The 21,690-nt window shown below is 71.7% G+C and carries 10 protein-coding genes and 5 tRNA genes; 5 read left to right on the top strand and 10 right to left on the bottom strand.

Annotation, left to right across the window (positions count from 1 at the left end; genetic code table 11):
• Positions 1-184 precede the first annotated feature (184 nt).
• On the top strand, positions 185-1,162 hold the full coding sequence (locus ACQ452_RS08760) for an Acg family FMN-binding oxidoreductase (protein ID WP_433391986.1): 978 nt from the start codon (positions 185-187) through the stop codon (positions 1,160-1,162).
• A gap of 667 nt (positions 1,163-1,829) precedes the next feature.
• Here ACQ452_RS08760 and ACQ452_RS08755 read toward each other — a convergent pair.
• The 6 genes from ACQ452_RS08755 to ACQ452_RS08730 form a co-directional block, all read right to left on the bottom strand.
• Positions 1,830-2,126 (bottom strand): hypothetical protein, encoded by a 297-nt coding sequence (locus ACQ452_RS08755; RefSeq protein WP_433391984.1) that lies wholly within the window; start codon positions 2,124-2,126, stop codon positions 1,830-1,832.
• Positions 2,123-9,055, bottom strand: coding sequence for a polymorphic toxin-type HINT domain-containing protein (locus tag ACQ452_RS08750; RefSeq protein ID WP_433391982.1), 6,933 nt, complete (start codon positions 9,053-9,055; stop codon positions 2,123-2,125). The genes ACQ452_RS08755 and ACQ452_RS08750 overlap by 4 nt, the downstream gene beginning before the upstream one ends.
• A 61-nt stretch (positions 9,056-9,116) precedes the next feature.
• Positions 9,117-12,839 carry a LamG domain-containing protein gene (locus tag ACQ452_RS08745; protein WP_433391979.1) on the bottom strand — a complete coding sequence of 1,241 codons (3,723 nt, stop codon included), beginning with the start codon at positions 12,837-12,839 and terminating at the stop codon, positions 9,117-9,119.
• A 207-nt stretch (positions 12,840-13,046) separates the two neighbouring features.
• Positions 13,047-14,057, bottom strand: a complete 1,011-nt coding sequence (locus tag ACQ452_RS08740) for an NAD-dependent epimerase/dehydratase family protein (protein ID WP_433391976.1) — start codon at positions 14,055-14,057, stop codon at positions 13,047-13,049.
• A 220-nt stretch (positions 14,058-14,277) separates the two neighbouring features.
• A tRNA-Val gene (locus ACQ452_RS08735) sits at positions 14,278-14,352 on the bottom strand.
• A 50-nt stretch (positions 14,353-14,402) separates the two neighbouring features.
• A tRNA-Gly gene (locus ACQ452_RS08730) sits at positions 14,403-14,475 on the bottom strand.
• Here ACQ452_RS08730 and ACQ452_RS08725 point away from each other — a divergent pair.
• Positions 14,449-14,946, top strand: a complete 498-nt coding sequence (locus ACQ452_RS08725; protein ID WP_433394058.1) for a DUF6458 family protein — start codon at positions 14,449-14,451, stop codon at positions 14,944-14,946. The two genes, ACQ452_RS08730 and ACQ452_RS08725, sit on opposite strands and share 27 nt — an antisense overlap.
• Before the next feature lie 190 nt (positions 14,947-15,136).
• Here the strand turns inward: ACQ452_RS08725 and ACQ452_RS08720 are convergent.
• From ACQ452_RS08720 to ACQ452_RS08710, 3 genes are all read right to left on the bottom strand, one after another.
• Positions 15,137-15,211: transfer RNA gene (locus ACQ452_RS08720), tRNA-Val, on the bottom strand.
• 13 nt (positions 15,212-15,224) lie between these two features.
• A tRNA-Cys gene (locus ACQ452_RS08715) sits at positions 15,225-15,295 on the bottom strand.
• Between the two features lie 34 nt (positions 15,296-15,329).
• Positions 15,330-15,402 (bottom strand) — tRNA-Gly (locus ACQ452_RS08710).
• Between the two features lie 567 nt (positions 15,403-15,969).
• Here ACQ452_RS08710 and ACQ452_RS08705 point away from each other — a divergent pair.
• Both ACQ452_RS08705 and ACQ452_RS08700 read left to right on the top strand, forming a co-directional pair.
• Positions 15,970-16,572 carry a TetR/AcrR family transcriptional regulator gene (locus ACQ452_RS08705; RefSeq protein WP_433391973.1) on the top strand — a complete coding sequence of 201 codons (603 nt, stop codon included), beginning with the start codon at positions 15,970-15,972 and terminating at the stop codon, positions 16,570-16,572.
• 92 nt (positions 16,573-16,664) lie between these two features.
• Positions 16,665-17,240: a TIGR03086 family metal-binding protein gene (locus ACQ452_RS08700; protein WP_433391970.1), complete on the top strand. Its 576-nt coding sequence runs from the start codon at positions 16,665-16,667 to the stop codon at positions 17,238-17,240.
• A gap of 64 nt (positions 17,241-17,304) precedes the next feature.
• Here the strand turns inward: ACQ452_RS08700 and ACQ452_RS08695 are convergent, their stop codons facing one another.
• On the bottom strand, positions 17,305-18,483 hold the full coding sequence (locus ACQ452_RS08695) for an alkane 1-monooxygenase (protein ID WP_433391969.1): 1,179 nt from the start codon (positions 18,481-18,483) through the stop codon (positions 17,305-17,307).
• A 232-nt stretch (positions 18,484-18,715) separates the two neighbouring features.
• On the opposite strand from ACQ452_RS08695, the gene ACQ452_RS08690 reads away from it, so the two are divergent.
• On the top strand, positions 18,716-21,643 hold the full coding sequence (locus ACQ452_RS08690; RefSeq protein WP_433391966.1) for a M36 family metallopeptidase: 2,928 nt from the start codon (positions 18,716-18,718) through the stop codon (positions 21,641-21,643).
• Positions 21,644-21,690: the final 47 nt, after the last annotated feature.

Below are 21,690 nucleotides of genomic sequence, written 5' to 3'. Positions count from 1 at the left end.
CCCGCCCGCCGGTTTCCGCACGGGTCGAAGGTCCCGAACGGGCCACATCCGCGCGGCCGGAGCGCCCTGGCGGGCCACGGGCCCGGCGGGACGGGCCGTCCGGCCCTGCCCGGGCCGCGCCGCGGTGACGCACCGTGGATACGTGCCACCGCCACGCACGACCGCCACGGAGGGGAGAACGACGATGGAAACCGGCTTCACCGTCGCGCAGCTACGGGCCGCAGCCACCGACGCCGTACGCGCGCCGTCGTTGCACAACACCCAGCCGTGGCGCTTCCGACTGCACGACGGCGGCATCGAGGTGCTGGTCGACCCCAACCGGCGGCTGCCAGCCACCGACCCGAACGGCTGGGGCGTCCGGATCGCCTGCGGGGCGGCGTTGTTCAACCTGCGGCTCGCCCTGGCCGTGGCGGGCACCCCGCCGACGGTCCGGCTGCGCCCCTACCCGGACCAGCCTGACGTGGTGGCCCGGCTGGTCCCGGACGTGCCGCGCCGCCCCACCCCCGCCGAGCAGGCGCTGCACGCGGCCATCCCCCGCCGGTTCAGCAACCGGGCGCCGTTCTGGCCCGATCCGGTGCCCGCCAACGCCCGCTGGCGTCTCGCCGAGGCGGCCCGCGCCGAGCAGTGCTGGCTGGAACTGCTGGTCGGCGTGAGCGCGGTGAACGCGTTCGCCGAGATCGCCCACAGCGCCCACCGGGTGCTGGAGCGCAGCCCGGAATACCGGGCCGAGCGCCAGGAGTGGGTGCGGCGCACACCCGCCCCGGACGGGGTCCCGGCCGCCTCCGGCGGCCCCCGGGGCGAGCCGCAGGACCTGTTGCCGTCGCGGGGCTTCGGCGGCCTCGACCGGGCCCCCGGGCGGGACTTCGAGCCGGAGCCGCTGGTCGCCGTGCTCGGCTCGCCCGGCGGCACGGCCGTCGACCAGGTCGTCGCCGGGCAGGCGTTGCAGCGGGTGCTGCTGACCGCGACGGAGGCGGGGCTCGGGGTGTCGATGCTGTCCCAACCGATCGAGGTGCCTTCGGCGCGGGAACAGTTGCGGCTCGCCCTGGGCCGGTACGGCACGCCGCAGATGGTCATGCGCATCGGGTACGGGCAACCGGGCTGGCCGACCCCGCGCCGCGAGGTGGACAAGGTGCTCGAGTTGCCCGTCACTCAACCCGGATGAGGAGATGTAACGGAACCACAAGAGACACCCGACTTTTTAGCAGCAATATGACACAAGATGCGCGGCAGAAGCAGCCAGCTCGGCGGAAAGTAGATTAAGCGATTTGAAATTGGCCTCGCCAGCCTAAGGGCCTTCGCCTCCGCCGACAGCTCAGGCCGCTTATTAGTCCTGTCTGGTCATTCAGTGTCGCCGTCATCACGGCACCCTCCTCACCAGGCACACCGCCCGCAGGTCAGGCCGGAATCACCTTCAGATCCCACAGACCCGCCCCTCAGTACCCGTTCCAGCACCAGCTTCCAATGGTGGAGTGTCCAGAATCATTGGCGGAGCACCGTCGTTCCTGGAATTCCGTAGTACCTGCGCCTGCCCAACGATCGGCGTCCCCCTGCGGCACCCCAGCCTCAGCTACTTAGGGGACGCCGAGCGGCACGTATACGTCCCCAAACAGCTCCACCCTCAATGGCGCGACCTGCTCCCGCGCCTCAGAAAGTGCCGACACGTTGCAGGGGTGCGGCCGAAAGGCCACACCCCTGCAACGTGTCGGTGCAAATTCCAGCCCATCACCGTCGAAGACGTCGAGGACGGATCAGCTGCCGGTCATGCCGTAACACAACCCAAATCAACCTCCGTGGACATTATCCAAACAGGCGCACACTCTCGCAATGTTCTAGACATCAGACGAACCTTCAGAGCTGAAATGCCGGTAACCTCTTTCGCCAATCCTATCCGCCGCCTCTTCACCCAACTCAGCTTCGAGCGCATCGAAGATCACCGCACGCACTCTTGCCAACCTGGCCTTGACGTCTCGGTCCAGGAAGTATTGAAGAAGAAGATCTGACCCCGCGCCATCGAAGGCGATTCGCGATAATATCTGGTCGAAAGTGGTTACAAATTCATTGACATCCTCGGCCATGCCGATCATATCGGCAAGGCCGATACGCCATTCAGGACTGTTCTCCGTCACCGCACCACCCGCACGTTAGACACTGGGAGGTCGCCGTCCGCAACCCACTCAACAATACCCATCGTCGGGTTTTTTCGACTGTATACGCGGCTGGCCGGAGCATCAAACTCGAGCACCTTGCGGCCACGTCCGGGACGGATCCCGAGAGTTGACTCGGCATCTCGCGGGCTCATGGGACGCCCCCTGGCAGGAACCAGGAACACCTTGTTCTGATCACTCGCCTTGATCACGCCAGAATCCACGATTGCAGCGGCACCCTTAGAATTCGTGTAGTGGCGCATCCGAATCATCTGCTCGGCTGCGGAACCCCCTACATCTGTCGGGCAGTTGTGTACGAGTACCGACATGTCGCCAGCGAGCACGTAGTACGTGTGGATGTCGGCCACGGTCAGGTCGTGCATGACCTTGGTGCCGGTGTACGAGCGGGAGGCCCGCAGGGTCACCGTCGAGCCGTCGAGCGACCTCAGCCGCTCCCCCACCCGCAGATCCTCAGCGTCGACCCACTCACGGCGGCCCTCGCTCCAGAACGGGTGGTGCCGGGTGGTCTCGATGTTGGCCTGTTCACCATCCGCGAGGGCGACCCGCAGGTCGGTCAGATCCGTGTCCTCGTGACGGTGGGTCCGGGTGACCTCCCGGTCCTCGGTCCGGCCGGTCTCCGGGTCGGTGGCGACGACCTCGTCGCCTTCCTTCAGCTCCCCGATCTGTTTCAGGCCGCCGCCGGCCATCACCACCCTGGTGGTCGGTGAGAAGCTGTGCCGGTTGCCGGGGACCGTGCAGGCCTTGAGGACGTCGTCGGCCCACTTGGACTCCTCGCGCCACTTCATCACGGCCTTGCCCGTCTTACCGAGGAGCTTGACCATGTCTCCGCCCTTGCGGAGGAACTGGAGCGCCTTTCCGACCGGCAGCATGCTGGACAGCGACCAGGCGCATGCCTTCAGGTCGCCGTCGATGCACTTCATGATGTCGTCGATGCCGAAGAACTGAATCAGCAGCTCGCCGCCGGCCTTGAGGATGATGTCGATGGCGCGCTGCTTCTTCACCTCCTTGGCGCGCTTGATCTCCTCGTCGGTAGGGCCGCCGTTCTTGCCGCCACCCTTACCGCCGCCCTTGCCGCCGTTGTTGCCGCCACCGGCCTCGTGCGCGGCGCGGGCGGCGGCCCAGTCGTCGTCGCCGCACTTGCCGTTGCAGCCGTCGTTCGGGCCGGCCACCTCGACGTAGTCGCCGTACATGTCCTCGTAGTCCGCGCCACCACGACAGGCGTCGTCGGAGCAGGACTTGAGGCCGGTCGGGTCGGCGAAGGTGATCGGGCTGTTGTTGCCGTAGGCGTAGGCGTTCCACTGCTGCGGGTCGGTCAGGTCCTGGATCGGGTCGACCGAGATGAACCGGCCCAGCCCGGCGTCGTACTGCCTGGCCCCGATGTTGGTCAGGCCCGTCGGGTCCTTGTCGCCGCCGACGAAGCCCTTGCTGTTGGTCCACTGCGGTTGGCTGCCGCGCGGATCGCCGTACGGGGTCTGCCGGCGGACGCTGACCGCCTGGGTGCCGGCGTTGATCGCGGTCTGCTGGGTGCCCTGGTGGTCGGTGTAGAGCCAGGTCAGGCCGGTCGGGGTCCGGTTGCCGACGGTCTTGCCGGCGAAGCTGTAGTAGCGGGTGCCGGTGACGATCGAGGTGTTCTCACGCCGGATCTCCTGGCCCGGCAGGTAGAGGGTGGTGCCGGTCGCGTCGCGGCGGATCAGCCGCACCCCGTCGGCGTCGTAGATGTTGGTCTCGACGGTCTGGCCGCCCACGTGCACCGAGGCGAGCTTGCCCTCGGAGTTCCAGTTGAGCGTCTGGGAGTTCGTCCCGGTGTCGCAACTGTTCGCGGCCGTGCCGACGGGGCGGCAGGTCATGTTGCCGGTGGCGTCGTAGGCGTACCTCGTGGTGACCGCCGACTGGCCCGGCGCCTGGGTGACGACCTGCGTGACGGCGTGCGGGCGTACGACGTCCTTGCCGCTGGCGGGCGTCGTGTAGGTGCGGGTGGTGTCGCCGGCGGCGGTGTGCACCTTCTCGGTGCTGCGGTTGCCGACGGCGTCGGCGGTCCACTCGTGCCAGTAGGGCGCCGGACCGCCCAGGTTGGGCAGGCTCGGGTCGGCCGCGCACTGGGTCCCCGAGTTCGGGGTCCACGCGTTGGTCATCCGCTGGAGCTCGTCGTAACGGAAGCACTGGGTGTCCGCCGCGCCGACCTGCGGGGTGTCCGCGAGCGACAGGATGTTGCCGGCCGCGTCCCGCGTGAAGCGGGTGTCCACCACCGTGCCGGTGGCCGTCTCCGGCTTGACCTTGACCTGGTCGACCCGGCGGGTGGTCAGGTCGTAGTAGGTGCTGTCCTCCACGTACACCCCGCCGTCGACCTTGCGGGTCGTCAGCGTCGGCTCACCGTACTGGGTGTAGGTCTGGCCGATGACGTAGCGGCCGACGTTGATCAGGTTGGTGGCCAGTTCCTTCGGCAGGCCGGTGACGGCGTCGTACTTCGTCTCGACGTTCTCGGTGGTCAGGCCCCCACCGGCCGGGTAGGTGATGGCGGCCGGGCTGCCGTCGTACGGCGAGTATCCGTAGGCGTAGATCCACGTGCCCGCCAGGCCGGTGCCCTCGTTGGCGGGGATGACGTAGTTCGCGCCGGTCGGCTGGTAGCGGGTGTTGAAGCCCCGCGCCTGCCACTTGTAGGCGTTGGCGGAACCCGCCGACTCGTACCGGATGCTCTGGGTGAGCTGGCCGCGGACCGTCTGGCCGCTGTGGAGCGTGTCGTACCTCCACTCGGCGAGCTTGTTCGCCGCCGCGATGCTGCCCTGGTAGAGGCCGGTGCGTCGCCCCAGTGAGTCGTACTCGTTGACGAGCACCCGACCGTTGTCGTCGGTGGTCGTCGCCATCTGGTCGTACGCGGTGTAGGTGGTGGTGGTCGTGCCCTTGTCCGGGTCCTTCGCGGTGATCTGCCGGCCCTTGACGTCGTAGGTGTTGACCCACTCGTTGCCGCCGGTGTCCTTGACCAGCGCCAGCTGGCCCTTGCGGTTGTAGGTGTAGGTGGTGACGTGGTCCGGCTTGACCCCGGTCGCGTCGACCCGCTGGCGCAGCTCGACCGTGCGGCCCTCGAGGTCGGACTTCGTCGTGGTGACGGTGCCGCCCGGCGGCGGGGTCACCGTGGTGGTGTCACCCAGGTAGCGGGTGGTGCTGCGCCACTTCTCGACGAGGTTGGTGACCCCGTCGGTGCCGTAGAAGATCTCGTCGGTGGGCCGGGAGGCGTTGTCGTGGACGGTCTTCGCCAGCGCCGGCACGGACCACTCCGGCTCCCACCAGAGCGCGCCCGAGGGCGTGCCCGGCTCGGCGTGCGCCTGGTAGGTCGTCACGGCCCGGCCGGTCGCGTCGTACAGGGTGTCGGTGACCACCCGGTCGCCGCCCACACCGGCGGTCTGCGTCTGCCGAGGCCGCAGGAAGGCGTCCTTGATCTCGTACGCCGTCAGGTAGCCGCCCCCGGCGTGCAGGGTCCGGCTCCGCGTGTACGGGTACGCGTTCTTGTCCGGCGCGTACGAGTAGGAGTACTCGACCGACGGGCTGTTCGGGTTGTCCGCCTTCGACCAGCCGATCTTCCAGCCCCGGGCGAGCCGACCCATCGGGTCGTACTCCATGTCGGTGACCCGGCCGTTGTAGTCGGTGCTCCGGATCGGCTGACCCCAGTACGGGCGGGTCTCGATCGTGGTGGTCCAGTCGGTGGTGCTGCCGTTCGGGTCGGGCGTCTTCGTGACGATCTTGGTGACGGGCCCGCCCGTGGCCGGGGTGTACTCCGTCGTCACCGTCCGGCCGCGGGTGTCCGTGGCGGTCTTCGGCCGCCCGTACGCGTCGAAGGTGGCCTGGCTGACGGTGTGCCAGACGGTGCCGGCGGCGGCCGACCAGTCCTTCAACCGGTCGACGCGGGTGACCACGCCCGCCGTGGGCTGCGCGTCGACGCTGGTGGCACCGTCGTAGAACTTCCGCTCGTCGGCCAGGATGTCGTCCTGGCTGGCGGGCGCGGTCGCGCAGGGCACCGCCTTGACGGTGGTCTGCCTGACCGTCTGCGTGATGTTCGCGCCGGTGTTGCGGTTGTAGAGGTAGGTGGTGCACTTCTCGTCGCCGGTCTTGGCGATGTCGCCGTCGAACTGCGTGGAGTCGGTCGTGCCGTAGGTGTCGTTGAAGCTCGACACCGTCCGCGACGTGCGCCAGCCCGACGCGCCGTCGACGCCGAGCGCCACGGCGCTGTAGGCGATCCGGGTGTCGGTCCAGCGGGCGGTGACCTCGTCGCCGTTGATGGTGCGGGTCGCCAGCGCCGGCGACCGCCACGGCACGTTGACGTTCTTGCTGACCGGCTTCGTGTCGACGCCGTTGTAGACGACCTGTTCGCGCACCATGCCGGCGAACTGGTCCTCGTCGTACACCGTCTCGGTGCCCAGCGAGGCCGCCACGGTGACGGTACGGGTGCCGCCGGACTTGTTCAGCCGGTCGCCGTGCATCCCCCGCAGGAAGGTGGTGCGGGTCAGGGTCTGTGCCGGGGCGTCGCCCTTGCGGACCTCGACCTGGGCGAAGCCGCGGAACTGGTTCCACGTCTTGCGCTTGGGCGGCACCAGACCGTTGTCGTCGGCGTAGTGCCAGGCCGGGTTGCCGAGGAACGTGTAGTGCGTGTTCTGCACCGGCTGGCCGTGGTCCGTGCCGTCGACCACGACCTTGAGGTCGGACTCGGACACCCTGTTGACCACGTACTTGTGCCAGTACTCGGTGAGCTGCCTGTCCGAGTCGTACGGGTCCGGGCCGACCACGGGATAGCAGAGCCGGGTGTTGGTCTCCGGCGCCGCCGGCAGGCTGCTCGAGGTGCAGTCGGGCAGCCTGTAGGTGACCTGGATCTTGCCGCCGGTCTCGGTGAGGATGTTGCCGATCCGCATCCGGTTGTTGCTGGTGTTGTTCTTGGTGAGCACCCGGTTGGGCATCGACACCGGCTCGAAGACCACCGGCGGCATCGTCTCGGTGCCACCGACGAGGCCCCGGTACTGCACCGAGCTGAGCCACATGCCCGCGTGGTCGCTGCCGTCACCGACCGCCGGGTAGGTGTGGCCGAGCGTCCACGAGTCGACGGGCTGCCAGGCCGCGGTGGCCTTGGTGGTGTCCCAGACCCGGGTGGTGACCGACGCCAACCGCTTGGTGCTCCAGAACGTCGGGCCGTAGTTCTCCTTGCAGTCCGCCGCCGCCGCCGTGCACTCCTGGTCCCACGGCACGTCCTTCCAGTGCGCCGCGTCCTTGACGTGGCAGTCGCTGGCGCACCGGTTGGTGGCTTCCAGGACGACCTGGGCCAGCGGGGTAACCGACCGGCTGCCGGCGCGGTCCCAGGTGCCGTAGTCGATGCGCGTGAGCACGCCGCCCCGGTCGTACTCCGCCTTGTTGGTCGACGTGGCGAGCTTGCCGTAGTGGTTGGTCTCCTTCTCGTACCAGTACGACAGGGTGTTGCCGCGCGGGTCGACGACGTAGTCGAGGTTCCAGCGCCAGGTCTGCTTGCAGAACGACGACGCGAACGACGAGGCGTTGCACGGCTCGTTGGCGTGGTTGCCGGCGACGGGGACGCTCCACGCCGAGTTCGTCGCGCTGCCCTGCCCCGGCAGGTCGTCGAGGCCGAAGAAGTACTGCACGCCGTCGGACGTGGTGACCTTCCAGTGCTCACCGTTGTCGTCACCGTTGGTGGCGCCGGTCAGCTTCTCGATCTTCGAGCCGTCCTCGTTGCGGGTGTGCCACCCCTTGCCGGTCTCGAAGATCAGTTCACCGCCGCGCCCGTTGAGCGACAGGGTGGCATTGTCGGATCGCCAGCACTGGTCGCCGGTGCGGTTGGTGCTGTTGTTGCCGTTCTTCATGTCGTCGGCGCACGGCACGTAGCTGCGCTCGATGTAGCCCGACCAGAGGTCGAAGCCCTCGCCGGCCCACGACGGCTGGCTGTTCGACGCCTCCGACTGGCCGTCGACCTTGTCGGAGGTGTAGGACAGGCCGAGGGTCGGCGCCGGGCCACCGATCGCCGGCGGCATCCGCATCGGGTACGACCAGGAGAACCCGCCCGTCGACGTGCCCGCCGACCAGGTCGCGCTCGCCGACATCGGGGAGGCGGAGAAGTCGCCCTCCGCCCCGACGGCGCCGGCCGCCAGCGCCACCAGCGTGGCGGTGGACCCGGCGGCCGCCGGGACCGGCACCTCGGCGCTGACCCAGTCGCCGTCGTTGTGGGACCTCAGCGGCGTGGCCGCGCACCCGGCCCTGCCGGGGGTACGCAGCCCGCACTCCGGCACCTGCCAGAGCGTCAGCCGCGACGACCAGTTGCCGCCGAAGGCGTGCCTGAAGCCGCGGTAGTCCACCGAGACGGTGGCGGCCCCCGGCTCCACCTCGTCGACGCCGGGCGCGGCGCCCGCCCCGGTCGCCGGCGCGTCGGCGGCGACACGCAGCAGCAGGCCGTCGCGCCAGCGCGCCGGCACGACCGCCCGGTCCAGCACCTCCACCGACACCGCCGACGCGCGCTCGCCCGCCGCGCCGGAGGCCCGGCTCACCGACACCGGCAGCGCGCCGGCGCGCACCGCCGCCGCGCCGGCCCGCCGCTCGCCGGCCCCCGCGGCGGGCAGGGTGACGGACGCCCTGCCCGGCTCCGGCCACACCGGGGCGGCGAGCTTCGCGCTCTCCGCCTGCTTCACGGCGTTCGCCCGCCCCTGGGCCGTGGCGCCGTGCTTGTCGAGCTTCTCGCGCTGGCCGGTGAGTCTCGTGGGGTCGGGCGCCGCCTGGGCCGGCACCGCCAGGCCCGAGATCACGAGGGTGCCGGTGAGCGCCGCCGCGACGGCGGCACGGAACCGGTTTGGCCGCTTGACGGGCTTTCGCGGTGGTTCGAGGGGGGTTTTCGGGACGCGCTTCACTGTGCCTCCACAGGCTCAGTCAAAGGGATGCGGATCTGAGGACTCGTAGCTGCGACAGGCGTTACTCGTCGGCGGGCGGCTCGACGACATCGGGCGACTGGGAGTCGGACAGGGTCTTGACGGCGACGCCGCTCATCGCGCCCTGGTAGAGGCCCACATCGTCGATGTCGCCCAGCCAGTGGTCGACCCACTTCACGGGCTCGCCCGGCGGGCTGTAGCGGCCGGCGCCGACGACGAGCGGACCGGTCGCGTCGAACACGCCGGTGAAGCTGCCGCCGCCGTAGGGCTTGACGGCCTCGAGTTGGCCGTTGACGTAGAGCCGGACCTCGTGGCGCGCGGTGTCGTAGACCCCGACGAGATGCGTCCACCGCAGCCGGTCGTCCTCCGTGATGGTGCTCGACGTCATCGCGGCGTCGATTGTCCGCGACTGGACGTTGTCGTCGTCGATCCCGTAGAGAGTGAAGCTCCACCGGTACGCGGTGGCACCGTCGACCGAGAAGCCCCGCTGGCCGAGGTAGAAGGCCGACTGTTGGGTGCCGATCTGGCTGACCGCGGTGCGGTTGCCCTCCGCCAGCACGTCGGGGCGCACCCAGGCGGAGACGGTGAAGGACTGTTCGGTACGCAGCACCCGCCCGTCCTGCCAGGCGGGGTTCTGCGGGTCGGCGACGTTGTCCTGCGACCGGCCGAACTCCGACGTCACCTCCGCGGGATCCTCCACGCCCTGCCTGTCGAGGGCCAGGAACTGCCCCCGGGCGTCGTCGCCGACGTTGACGCCCTGGGTGAGAGCCAGCCGGCGGCCGAACTGGCCGGCCTCGGGGGCGCCGCACAGCGACGGATCGACCGACTCCACATAGCAGGGTTGCGCGCCGGAGAAGGTCCAGTCGCCGACCTTGATCGCGGTGAGCATGCCCGGCTCGTCGTAGCCGCCCGAGTTCGGGCTCCCGGCGAGCTGACCGGTGAAGTCGTGGTCGACGACGATCCGGTTGTAGACCTGGAAGTCGGCCAGGTTGCCCTTGAACCAGTTGCTCGCCGCGCCGGAACTCCAGCCGCGTCCCACGGCGAACCGGCCGTTCGCGCTCCACGCCGCGGCGGTCCGGTCGACCTCGCCGGCGAGGGCGCCGTTGACGTAGAGCCGCACCTTGCCGGCGGTCTTGTCGTAGACGCCCGCCAGGTGCGTCCACCGGCCCACCTCCGCCGAGGTCAACGGCGTGCTGGCGAAGGCGGCCCGCGTGACGCCGGCCTGTGCGTCGGTGTCCTTCATGAGGAACGACCAGCGGGGTGTGGCCGGTGAGCCCTCCAGCCGCGTGCCGAGCTGGAACCCGACTGTGTTCACGCCCTCCTGCGAGGCCACGGCCATGTCCGTCGTCGTCGGCAGCGAGTGCAGCCGCACCCAGCCGGCGACGCTGAACGAACCGGTGGTGTCGACGACCTTCGTCGTGGTCGTCAACGCCGAGGAGGTGCCGTTGAACGACGCCGTCTCCCCCCGGACCAACCGGAGGTCACCGGTCCACGAGACGCTGCCCCCGGTGAAGGAGTTGTCGCCGGCCAGCGCCGGCTGGCTGTCCACCATCGGTCCCGGGTCGACACCCGGGTAGTTCTCCAGCCCCCACCGGGCGACGGCGGGCGTCGGCCGGGCGGCGATGAACTCGTACGAGCCGTAGCCGATGTTGCCGGCGCCGTCGACGGCGGAGACGGAGACCGTGTTCTGGCCGTACGCCGGCACCACGAGCGACACGCTGGCCTGCTTGCCGGTGACCATGGCGCCCGCCGCGTCGGTCCAGGTCCCGCTCGTCGCCGCGACCTCCCTGGTGGGCGGGCTGACCCAGCCGTAGCGGAACTTCGTCACCGTCGTGTCGGTGGAGCGGACGGCGAAGGTCGCCAGCGTGCCCGGCACGGGCGTAGCGGAGGTGAGCGTCGCGGTCACCGGGGGGACCCTGGTGTCGGCGACGAACCTGCACCAGTCGGACCAGACGCTGGTCCGGCTGTAGGGGGCGGGATCCGTGGCCTTGGCGCGGAACGCGTACGTGACCGCCTCGGAGACGGTCACCGCCGCGGTCCTGGAACGACCGCCGGCCGGCACGGACGCCCCCGCCGGTGGCGTACGACGGGCCGTGGAGGCGTCGATGACCCCGTTGGCGGGCACCTGCACCCACTCGTACGCGGTGGCCAGCGCCTGGGTGGTGTCGGCGTCGGGGAAGATCGCCGAGAACGTCGGATTCAGGGTGCCGATGACCAGTGTGGTGTTGACCGGGCAGGCCACCCCGGCCGCCTGGAGGCTGTGCGGCTTGCCGGGGATGTTGTCGAAGTCGACGACCAGCTTGGCGTTGTTCGGAAAGAACTTCTTGTAGCGGTCGGTGGTCGACTCGCCCGAGCCGCTGGTGGCGCTGCACGCGCAGAACGCGAACGTGATGTTCGTGGCGTTGCTGGTCGCGTGCGACTGGATGACGCTGGTGACCGCCGAGCCGGTGAAGTTGACCGTCATGTCCGGCTGCGGGGAGTCCGAGCAGCCCGATCCCTCGTTGGCGTGCGAGTTGGCCGACGACTTGAGGCTGTTCAGCTTCGGCGACCAGCCCGTACGGGGCGTGGAGGCGATGCCCCCCGAGTGGTACATGTACGTCGGCGTGTTGTCGCAGGACCAGGAGTGGTCGAGCTTCATCTGCACGTACGCCGACTCGATGTGCTTGCCCCGCATCGCGGTGAGCGGGAAGTCGAAGTACGACCGGTAGAGCTTGCCGGAGTCCGGATCCCTGCCGACCCGGGCGACGCTCGTGTCGGTGTTGTTGGAGTTGTTGTTGGTCGCGTACGCCCACCGGGACTTGCCGGTCGACCACGCCGGGTCGATGTAGACGGGGAAGGCCGCGTCGGCGGCGAGCAGCCTCGCGTCCGGCCGCAGCACCAGGTCGCCACCGGCCACCTCGACGCCCACCGGGGCGGTCTTCGCCGCGTCGCCCGGCGCCGCCGACGACGACCGCGACGGCAGGCCGCCGCCGGCTGCGGACGAGCCACCCACCGGCGCGCGGTCCGCCGCGGCCGACGGGGTGTCGCCCGAGTCCCACATGACGGCGGGTTCCGCCGAGGCGAGCACCTCGTCTCCCGCGAAGGCCGACAGGCGTCCGCCCGCGTCCCGCACCACCCGGGCGTCGCCACCGAGGTCGAACCGCAGCTCACGCAGCTTCGGTTCCGCCGCCGCCCGCGCCGACTTCACCACGAACACGTGCGTGAAGCCCGACCGTGTGGCCCGCAACACCAGGTCGACGCCCGGCAGCACCTCCGCGTACGTCGCCGCGTCCCCCGACACCGTGGGCTTCCGCAACCCGCCCGGCCACGACAACGACAACGACTTCCCGCGCCGGGTCAGCGTCACCGCCGCACCCGCACCACCATCGGAGAAGCGCACGTCCGCCACCGAGGCCACCGGGCGCCAACCGTCCGCACCGCGCCGCAACGACAGATCCACGTCCGACCACGACCCGTCGGTCCGCCGCACCCGCTGCGGCACCACCGCCGACTCCACGGTGAACCCGCCCGACGGGTTCGCGAACACCTGCGACAGCTCCGTCCGGGCCGACGCCACCTCCACCCGCTGACCCGACCGCTTCGCCACCGCCGCCGCCGACCCGGCGTCCGGCGCCACCGAGGCACCCGCACCCGGATCCGCGGGGACGGCCCGGCCCGCCGCCGGCAAGCCCAGGACGGCCGCCGCCAGCGAGGCGGACACCGCCGCCGCCAGCAGCCGGGCACCTCTCGACCTGCGCGCAGGCGGAAGCCAGCGTCCAGTAGTCATCGCAATTCCCCCGTGAAGATGAGAACCAGTCGGGCGAACTGTAGGGGTGCCCTCAGCGCTTGTCTATATTGACCACGATGCGTGACCCGGAAAGGGACACCGCAGCCCACTTGGCGTCCGGGAGCCACCCACGGTGAAGGCCGCCCGGGCGCTACGCCCGCGGTCGCCCGCCGGCACGGCCGCCGCGGTGCTGGCTCCACCCGCCGGTCAGGGGCGTGCGGCTCGCGTCGAGGCCAGCAGCGCCGCTTCCCGCTCCGGGTCCAGCCCGACCGGTGCGCGCTGTGGGCGTCCGGCCCGCGGCGGGACCGTGCCGACGTGCCGCAGCCACGCCCAGGTGTCCACGACGGTCCCGGTCACCGGGCGGCACGTCAGCCCCGCCGCGTACGCCCGCTCGACGCCGCGCTCCTGCAACCAGCGGTACTCGTGCCCGGCCGGGATCCAGATCGGCAGGTCGTTCCACGGCACCACCCCGGCGGCCAGGATCGGCTCCGGGTCGGTCCAGCGCAGTCGGGCGTCGGCGCCGGTGGCCACGACGCAGGCGTCGAGCAGTTCCCCCATCGTCGTGTGTCCGGGGCGGCTCACCACGTTGAACGTCCCGCCGGACCGCGCCGCGCCCCGGTCCAGCATCCAGCCCGCCAGGTCCCGCACGTCGACGTACTGCACCGGCAGCTCCGCCGGGCCGGGCGCCAGCACGTCCCCGCCCCGGGCGATCCGGGTGAGCCACCACGGCAGCCGGCCGATGTCCTCTCCCGGGCCGAGGATCAGCCCGGCGCGGGCGATCAGCGCCCGCTCGCCGAACGCCTCCCGCACCGCCCGCTCGCCGCCCGCCTTGTTGGACGCGTAGTCACCGTCGTCGGCGCCCGGATCGGCGGCCACCACCGGGGCGTCCTCGCCCACGCCGTTGGCGGGGGTCGGCGCGTAGACCGAGCCGCTGGAGACGTAGACGTACCTGTCGACCCGGTCCACCAGCGCGCGGGCGGCATCCCGCGCCGCCCGGGGCGCGCCGTCCCAGGTGTCGACCACCAGGTCCCACTCGCCGTCCGCGAGCGCCGACAGGCCCTCGGGCGCGGTCCGGTCGCCCCGCAACCGGCGTACGCCCTCCGGCGTCGCGCCGTGCAGCCCCCGGTTGAAGACGGTCACCGTCCACCCGCGACGGACCCCCTCGGTGACCGTCGCGCCGCCCACGAAACCCGTTCCGCCCAGCACCAGTAGTCTCATGGGCTCCACTGTGCCGGTTGCCGGCGCTGCTCCGGCCCCGCGTTCACGGTCAGCGGATCTGCCCACGGCAGAAGGCGACGCCTCGCTGCGATTTCCTGTTGCCGGCCGACCGGTCCGGCGGGCTGTTCCCGCCGTGGGCGGCCCGCCGGCGCAGGGACCGGCCGGTGAGCCGCACCGACCATGTCGGCCGGGCCTGGCGTGCTGAATGTTGCGGATAAGCTGGTGGGCGATACTGGGTTTGAACCAGTGACCTCTTCCGTGTCAGGGAAGCGCGCTCCCACTGCGCCAATCGCCCGGGGATGATCGCCCGATCCGGCAGGGCCGGATCATGAGGGGCGGATCGCGAGCGGACGACGGGATTCGAACCCGCGACCCTCACCTTGGCAAGGTGATGCGCTACCAGCTGCGCTACGTCCGCGTGTCGCCGGTGTTCGTCGGCGACGAGGGAAACTCTACCCGACGGCAAGATCGCCTGGCGCGGCACCCCGCCGCCGCCGTCGGCATCGATCGCGTCGGCCAGGTCGAGGGTGGCGCGCGCCCCGGGTGCCGGCACGCGACCGGGCCCGACCAGGCGATGGTTGCACTGGTCAACCACGGGGTACTGACCTCCATCGACAGCACACCACATCCCCTGACCAAGGAGGCTGTCGTGGGTATCGGCACCAGCATCTTCCTGATCGCGCTCGGCGCGATCCTCACCTTCGCGCTCGACGCGAATCTCGGCGGCATCGACCTCGACGTCGTCGGCTGGATCCTGATGGCGGCCGGTGTGCTCGGCCTCATCATGACCACGCTCATCTGGGGGCGCCGCCGCCAGGTGGTCAGCACGGCCGCGCCGGTCGAGTACCAGCGGGTCGAGGAGCGGCGGGACGTCGCCCCTCCGCTCTGACGCCCGACCACACGGCCCAGGCGCCTGCCCGTTCCGGTGGATCACCGCTGCGGCGGCGATCGGCTCGACCCGAGCGGAACGATCGCCGACGCGGGTCGAGCCCGCCCACGGACGTCATCGTGGGCGGGCTCGATCCGCGTCGGGCGCATACGACGAAGGCCCGTCACCGGATGGTGACGGGCCTTCGTGTTGGTGGGCGATACTGGGTTTGAACCAGTGACCTCTTCCGTGTCAAGGAAGCGCGCTCCCACTGCGCCAATCGCCCGCGTTTGTTACCGAGGTGGGGACGGGATTTGAACCCGCGTACACGGCTTTGCAGGCCGTTGCCTCGCCTCTCGGCCACCCCACCGAGGTTGCCCCCGTCATGCGTGGCGGCAGCTCCGAGCGGACGACGGGATTCGAACCCGCGACCCTCACCTTGGCAAGGTGATGCGCTACCAGCTGCGCTACGTCCGCTTGTCTTCGGCGTTAACCGGTGACGGATGAGAACTTTAGCCGAGCTGGCGAGCGGTTGCCAAATCGGGGTGACCACCGGGCGCGCCAGGCGTGCCCGGTCCCGGTGAACGACGTCGGCCCCTGGCCTCGTCAACCACCGTCGACGCCGACGCCGCCCCTGGTCGGGGCGGTACGGGGCCCTTTGCGGTCCCGGCGGGCACAGGCCCCGGCGGGACCGGATCCCGCTCGCGCCCCGGTGGCCGGGAGCACCGGCCGGGCGGTGGCGGCAGGCGACGAAGCGGGCGGCCGGGCGACGGGTGATCGGGAGCCGGGCGACGGGGTGTCGGCGATCCCGCCCGGTAGGCTTCCTAGGAGGATGGGCTGGAAGGGTTCCTGTAGCCCCCACGCCGGTCGCCGCCGGGCTCGCGGAGTGCCGGCGCTCGCGGCTGCGGCAACCTCCCGCCCGCGCGGGCCACGCGGACGACGGGAAGACGCGCCGGGCGACTGTCCGGCTTCCGACTCGCGCCGGGCCCGACGGACCGTGATCCGTAACTGCCCGTGTTCGGCCGGATGGGCTACGGTAACGGCGTGACGAGACGTGCGGCCGAAATCCGCCTGGATGCCCTGCTGCGCACGGCCTGTGACGTGATCGTGGAGCGCGGCCTGGCCAACACCCGGACGGCCGACGTGGCGCAGGCCGCCGGGGTCAGTCAGGCCCTGGTGTTCTACCACTTCGCCACCAAGGATCGGCTGCTCGCGCAGGCGTTCGCGTACGCGGTGGAGCAGGACCTGGCCCGGCTGGACGCGGTGATGCGCTCCACCGCCCCGCCCCTGACCAAGCTCCGCCGGATCGTGCGGCTCTACACGCCGGCGGGCCGCGCGGCGTCCTGGCCCATGTGGATCGACGGCTGGTCGGAGTCGCTGCGTACCCCGGAGTTGGAGAAGGTGTCCCGCCGCCTGGACCTGCGCTGGCGGGAGGACCTGGCGACGGTGATCTCGGACGGCGTGCGCGACGGCACCTTCGAGTGTGCCGACGCGGCCGGCGCGGCGTGGCGGATCAGCGCCGTGGTGGACGGGCTGGGGGTGCAGCTCGCGGTCCACGAGCGGGTGATCTCCCGCCGGCAGTTCACCGAGTGGGTCCGCGTGCTCACCGCCCGGGAACTCGGGTTGGACCCGGCGCAGCTCGACTGATTCGGCCTACCCCCGGGTACGGCCGGCGGCCGGCCGCCCACGAAGCCGGCAAAACGGCTCGGGTCGCCGGGGCAGCCGGAACAATCGTCGGCATGGACCCGCTGGAGACCTACCGCCGCAGCCTCACCGAGTTCACCGACCGGGTGGACCAGGTCGGCCCCGACCAGTGGTCGGACCCGACCCCGTGCCCCGACTGGAACGTCCGCGCGCTCGTCAACCACGTCGTGGGCGAGGACTGGTGGAGCGTGGCGCTGCTGGCGGGACGGACGATCGACGAGGTCGGCGACCGCTACGACGGCGACCTGCTCGGCGCGGACCCGGCCGCCGCGGCCCGGGAGGCGGCGGCGCAGGCGGAGCTGGCCTTCGCCCACCCCGGGGCGCTGGAGCGCACCGTCGCGCTCTCCGCCGGCCCGACACCCGCCGACGAGTACCTGCACCAGTTGCTCGCGGAGCACCTGATCCACGGCTGGGACCTGGCCGTGGCGATCGGCGTGGACCCCCGGCTGGACCCGGCCGTGGTCGCCGAGTGCGCCCGGTGGTTCGACGGGCACATCGGCGACTACCAGCGGGACCGGCTGGTCAGTCCGCAGGTCGACGTCGAGGCGCGGGCGGACGGGCAGGACCGGCTCGTCGCCGCCTTCGGCCGCGACCCCGACTGGGCGCCGTGACGTGGCCCGCCGGGTGGCGGCCGTGACGCCGCCCCCAGGCGGTCGGGGCGCCCCGGTGTCGTCGTCAGTCGGCCGCGGGGGCCTGGGGCCAGCGTCGCCGCAGCCGGCGCCGGGCCGGCGGGTGGACGTTGGCCAGGGCGAGGTCCCCGCCGTAGTGGGCGAGCACGCGGTGGTCCATCAACCGGCGCCACACCGGCGGCACCAGCGCGGCGATCACCATCGTGGCGTAGCCGGCGGGTAGCTGCGGGGAGGACTCGAAGGTGCGCAGCGTCTGGTAGCGGCGCAGCGGGTTGGCGTGGTGGTCGCTGTGCCGCTGGAGCTGGAAGAGGAAGATGTTGGTGACGCTGCGGTCGCTGTTCCAGCTGTGCCGGGGGTCGACCTTCTCGTAGCGCCCCGCGGGGGTGCGCTGCCGGGCCAGCCCGTAGTGCTCCAGGTAGTTGACCACCTCCAGCAGGGAGAAGCCGACCACCGCCTGGAGGGCCAGGAACGGCAGCACGCCCGGGCCGAAGGCCACGGTGAGCGCCGCGTAGAGCGCGAGGGTCATCGCGTACGCGTTGAGGATCTCGTTGCGCCAGGTCCACGGGCTGCGCCCCCGGACGCGGAACCGACCGCTCTCCAGCCGCCACGCCGAACGCAGGCTGCCGGAGACGGTACGCGGCCAGAACGCCCAGAAGCTCTCCCCCAGCCGGGAACTGGCCGGGTCCTCCGGCGTGGCGACGCGGGTGTGGTGACCCCGGTTGTGCTCGACGTAGAAGTGCCCGTACGCGGCCGGGGCGAGGGCGACCTTGGACAGCCAGCGTTCGACGGTCTCCCGCTTGTGGCCGAGCTCGTGGGCGGTGTTGATGGCGATGCCGTTCACCACCCCGATCGAGACGATCAGGCCGGCCGCGGCGGGCACGGTCAGGTCGTCGCGGGCCCAGACCGCGCAGCAGAGCACCAGGGCCGCGTACTGGGTGGGTAGGTAGAGGTAGGTCAGCCAGCGGTAGTAGCCGTCGGCGGCCAGCCGCGGCACCGCCTCGTCTGGCGGGTTGCTCCGGTCCTCGCCGAAGAGCACGTCGACCACGGGGATCAGCACGAACACGGCGGCCGGGGTGAGCCACCAGGCCCACGCGTCGCCGGTGGCCTGCCAGGCGGCCCAGCCGGTGAACGGCAGCGTCGGGACGAGCAGCGCCAACGGCCACCACGGCCGCCGGGTGTCCCGCCACCCGGCGGCGGTGCCAGTCGCTGCGGAGTCCACGGCCATGATCGACCTCCGATCTGTCGCGATCCCCCTCCCCACTGTGACATCGGTCAATATCCTCTACAAGGGGCCGCTTTTGTCGAACCCGTCGCGGCGTCGGGCACGCGCCGCGGAGCGCCGCCGGCGGGCACGTCCCCCCGCCCGCCGGGATGGCCTAATATCCACGAATGCGCATGCATGACCGCAGGCGCGGGCCGGCGGAGAGCCGGCCACCCCGCTCCCACGAGGAGGTCCCGTGGCACAACCGGAGTGGACACCACGGATGAGCCGGCGCCGTCGCCGGCTCATCCCCGTCCTGGCGGCCTCCGCGGTCGCGGTCGCGCTGCTGCCCACCGGCCCCACCGCCGCCGCCGGAACCGGTGGCGCCGCCGAGCGGCGCTCCGGCCCGTTCGCCGAGGGGCAGCACCAGCAGGCCGACGTCGACAACCGCCCCGGCACCGCAGCTCCCGACGCGCGGCAGCGCGGCCTGGCGCGCAAGGCCGACCCGGACGCCCGCTGGAACCGGTTGGGCACCCCGCACGCGCTCGGCCCCGGCAGCACGCCCCTCGCCACCGGCCTGCCCGCCGAGCCGGAGGCGGCCGCCCGCGCGTACCTCACCGGCCACCACGACCTCTTCGGCCTGGACGCCACGGCGGTCGACGCCATGGACCGGGTCCTGGTCCGCCCGATCGGCGCCGGCGCGGTCGTCACCCTCCGGCAGCGCTTCGGCGACCTGCCGGCCGGGCACGACGGGCTGGTCACCGTCGCGGTCGCCGGCGGCAAGGTCCTCGCCGTCAGCTCCTCGCTGTCCCGGCAGACCGCGGCGCCCGCGCCGGCCACCCTCACCGACGAGCAGGCGTACGCGGCGGCGCGCGCCGACGCCGGCCTGTCCGCCGACGCGGTACGCAGCCACAGCGTGCGCGCCGTGGCCGTGCCCACCCCGCTCGACGGGCCCCGGGCCGCCTACGAGGTGACCCTGATCGGCGCCGACGACGAGCACCCGGCGGCGTTCACCACCTACGTCGACGGGATCACCGGGCAGGTGCTGGTCCGCGAGGACCTCGTCGACTTCGACTCCGACAACCCGAGCTGGGCGGTCTTCCCGGCCACCCCGCCACGCGACCTCGCCCCCGGGCGGGACCCGCGGGTGCGCTGGTGCGGCGACCCGGGGCCCGGCTGCCGGGCCGCGTTCCGCGACCCGGCCACCGGCCAGCCCTGGGACGTCGACGCGGCCACCGGCACGCCGACCCACACCGCCCGGGGCAACTCCGCCAACACCGTGCTCTCCTGGGGCGGCGGCACACCGGCCGTGCCGGGCACGCCCAGCCCGCAGCGCCGCTACGAATATCCGTTCACCGACCAGTGGCACCAGTCCCGCTGCAACCCGGAGGTGTTCACCTCGGCGCAGCGCAACGACGGCGACGCCGCGATCAGCAATCTCTTCGCCATGCACAACCGGATGCACGACTGGGCCTGGCACCTGGGCTTCACCGAGGCGACCTGGAACCTCCAGGCGGTCAACCTGACCCCGCAGGGCCTGGGCGGCGACGCCGAGCAGGGCCGCGCCCAGCAGGGCGCGCTCAGCGGCAACCGGAACAACGCCAACCAGGGCACGCCGCGCGACGGACTGCCGCCGACCACCAACATGTACCTGTGGCAGCCGCAGGCCGGCGGGCCGTACCCGCCGTGCGTCGACGGCGACTACGACATGACGGTGATCGGGCACGAATACACCCACGCCATCACCAACCGCATGATCGCCGGCCCGGACAGCGGCATCGGCGGGCACCAGGGCGGTTCGATGGGCGAGTCGTGGAGCGACCTGCTCGCCGCCGAGTACCTCTTCCAGCACGGGCTGCGCGCCCCCGGCGAGACGCCCTTCGTCACCGGTGGCTACGTCACCGGAAACCTGGTCAGCGGCATCCGCAACCACGACCTCAGCCGCAGCCCGCTGAACTACTCCGACGTGGGCTACAACACCGGCGGGCCCGCCGTGCACGCCGACGGCGAGATCTGGGGCGCCACCAACTTCCGGGTCCGCGCCGCGTTCGTGCAGCGCTACGGGGCCGGCACCCCGAAGCGGCAGCTCGACTGCGCGCAGGGCAGGGTCGCGGTGGAGCAGTGCCCGGGCAACCGGCGCTGGTCGCAGCTCGTCTTCGACTCGTTCCTGCTGCAGGCCGCCAGCCAGGTGAGCATGCTCGACATGCGGGACAACATGCTCACCGCCGACCTGCTGCGCTTCGGCGGCGCCAACCAGGACCTGATCTGGGCCGAGTTCGCCCGCTCCGGAATGGGCCGCGACGCCGCCACCAACGGCGCCGGCGACACCGACCCGACGCCGAGCTTCGCCGCCCCCGACGCCGACAACGCGGTGCTCACCCTCCGCCCGAAGGGCGACAGCGCCGACGCGCCCATCCGGGTGTACGTCGGGGCGTACGAGGCGCGGGCGGTGCCGGTCGCCGACACGGACCCGACGACCGCGCTGCCGGACCGCATCGAGCTGGTGCCCGGCCGGTACCAGTTGCTCGCCGTCGCGCCCGGCTTCGGCCACCAGCGCCTCGACGTGGTCGCCGGGGCCGGCAAGAAGCGGCACGTCGACCTGCGGATGAGCCGCAACCTGGCGTCCACGGCGTCCGGCGCGACGATCACCGGTGACGGGGTCAACCTGGACCGCATCGGCGACGACACCGAGGCCACCAACTGGGCCTCCCTGGACGGGGTGGCCGGTCGGCAGGTCACCGTGGCGCTGCCCGGGGACGCGCCGCAGATCGTGAAGCGGGTGAACGTCAGCGCCATGCTGCGCCCGGCGATCACCGGCGACGCCGACCCGGGCAGCCAGAACGCGCTCAGCGCGCTGCGCTCGTTCGCGGTGTCGGCGTGCAACGCGAAGAAGGCCGACTGCGCGGACCCGGCGAACTGGCGGCGGATCCACACCAGCGCGGCGGACGCGTTCCCGGGCGGGGCGTACCGGGCGTACGTGCCGGACATCAACCTGCGCGGGTTCCGGGTGCCGACCACGCTGGCCACCCACCTGCGGCTGGAGGTGCTGGCGAGCCAGTGCACCGGCGGCCCGGCCTACGCCGGCGAGCAGGACGACGACCCGGCGACCACCACCGACTGCGCGACGGCCAGCCCGGCGCGTACCCAGGTGCGCATCGCCGAGTTCCAGGCGTTCTCGAAGTGATCGCCCGTCGGGGCCGGCCGGCATGCCGGCCGGCCCCGACGGTTTCG

The sequence above is a fragment of the Micromonospora sp. KLBMP9576 genome (genome assembly GCF_050941805.1).
Lineage (GTDB): Bacteria > Actinomycetota > Actinomycetes > Mycobacteriales > Micromonosporaceae > Micromonospora.
The sequence above is the reverse complement of the archived record's forward strand: the minus strand, read 5'-3'. Positions and strand labels throughout refer to the sequence as shown.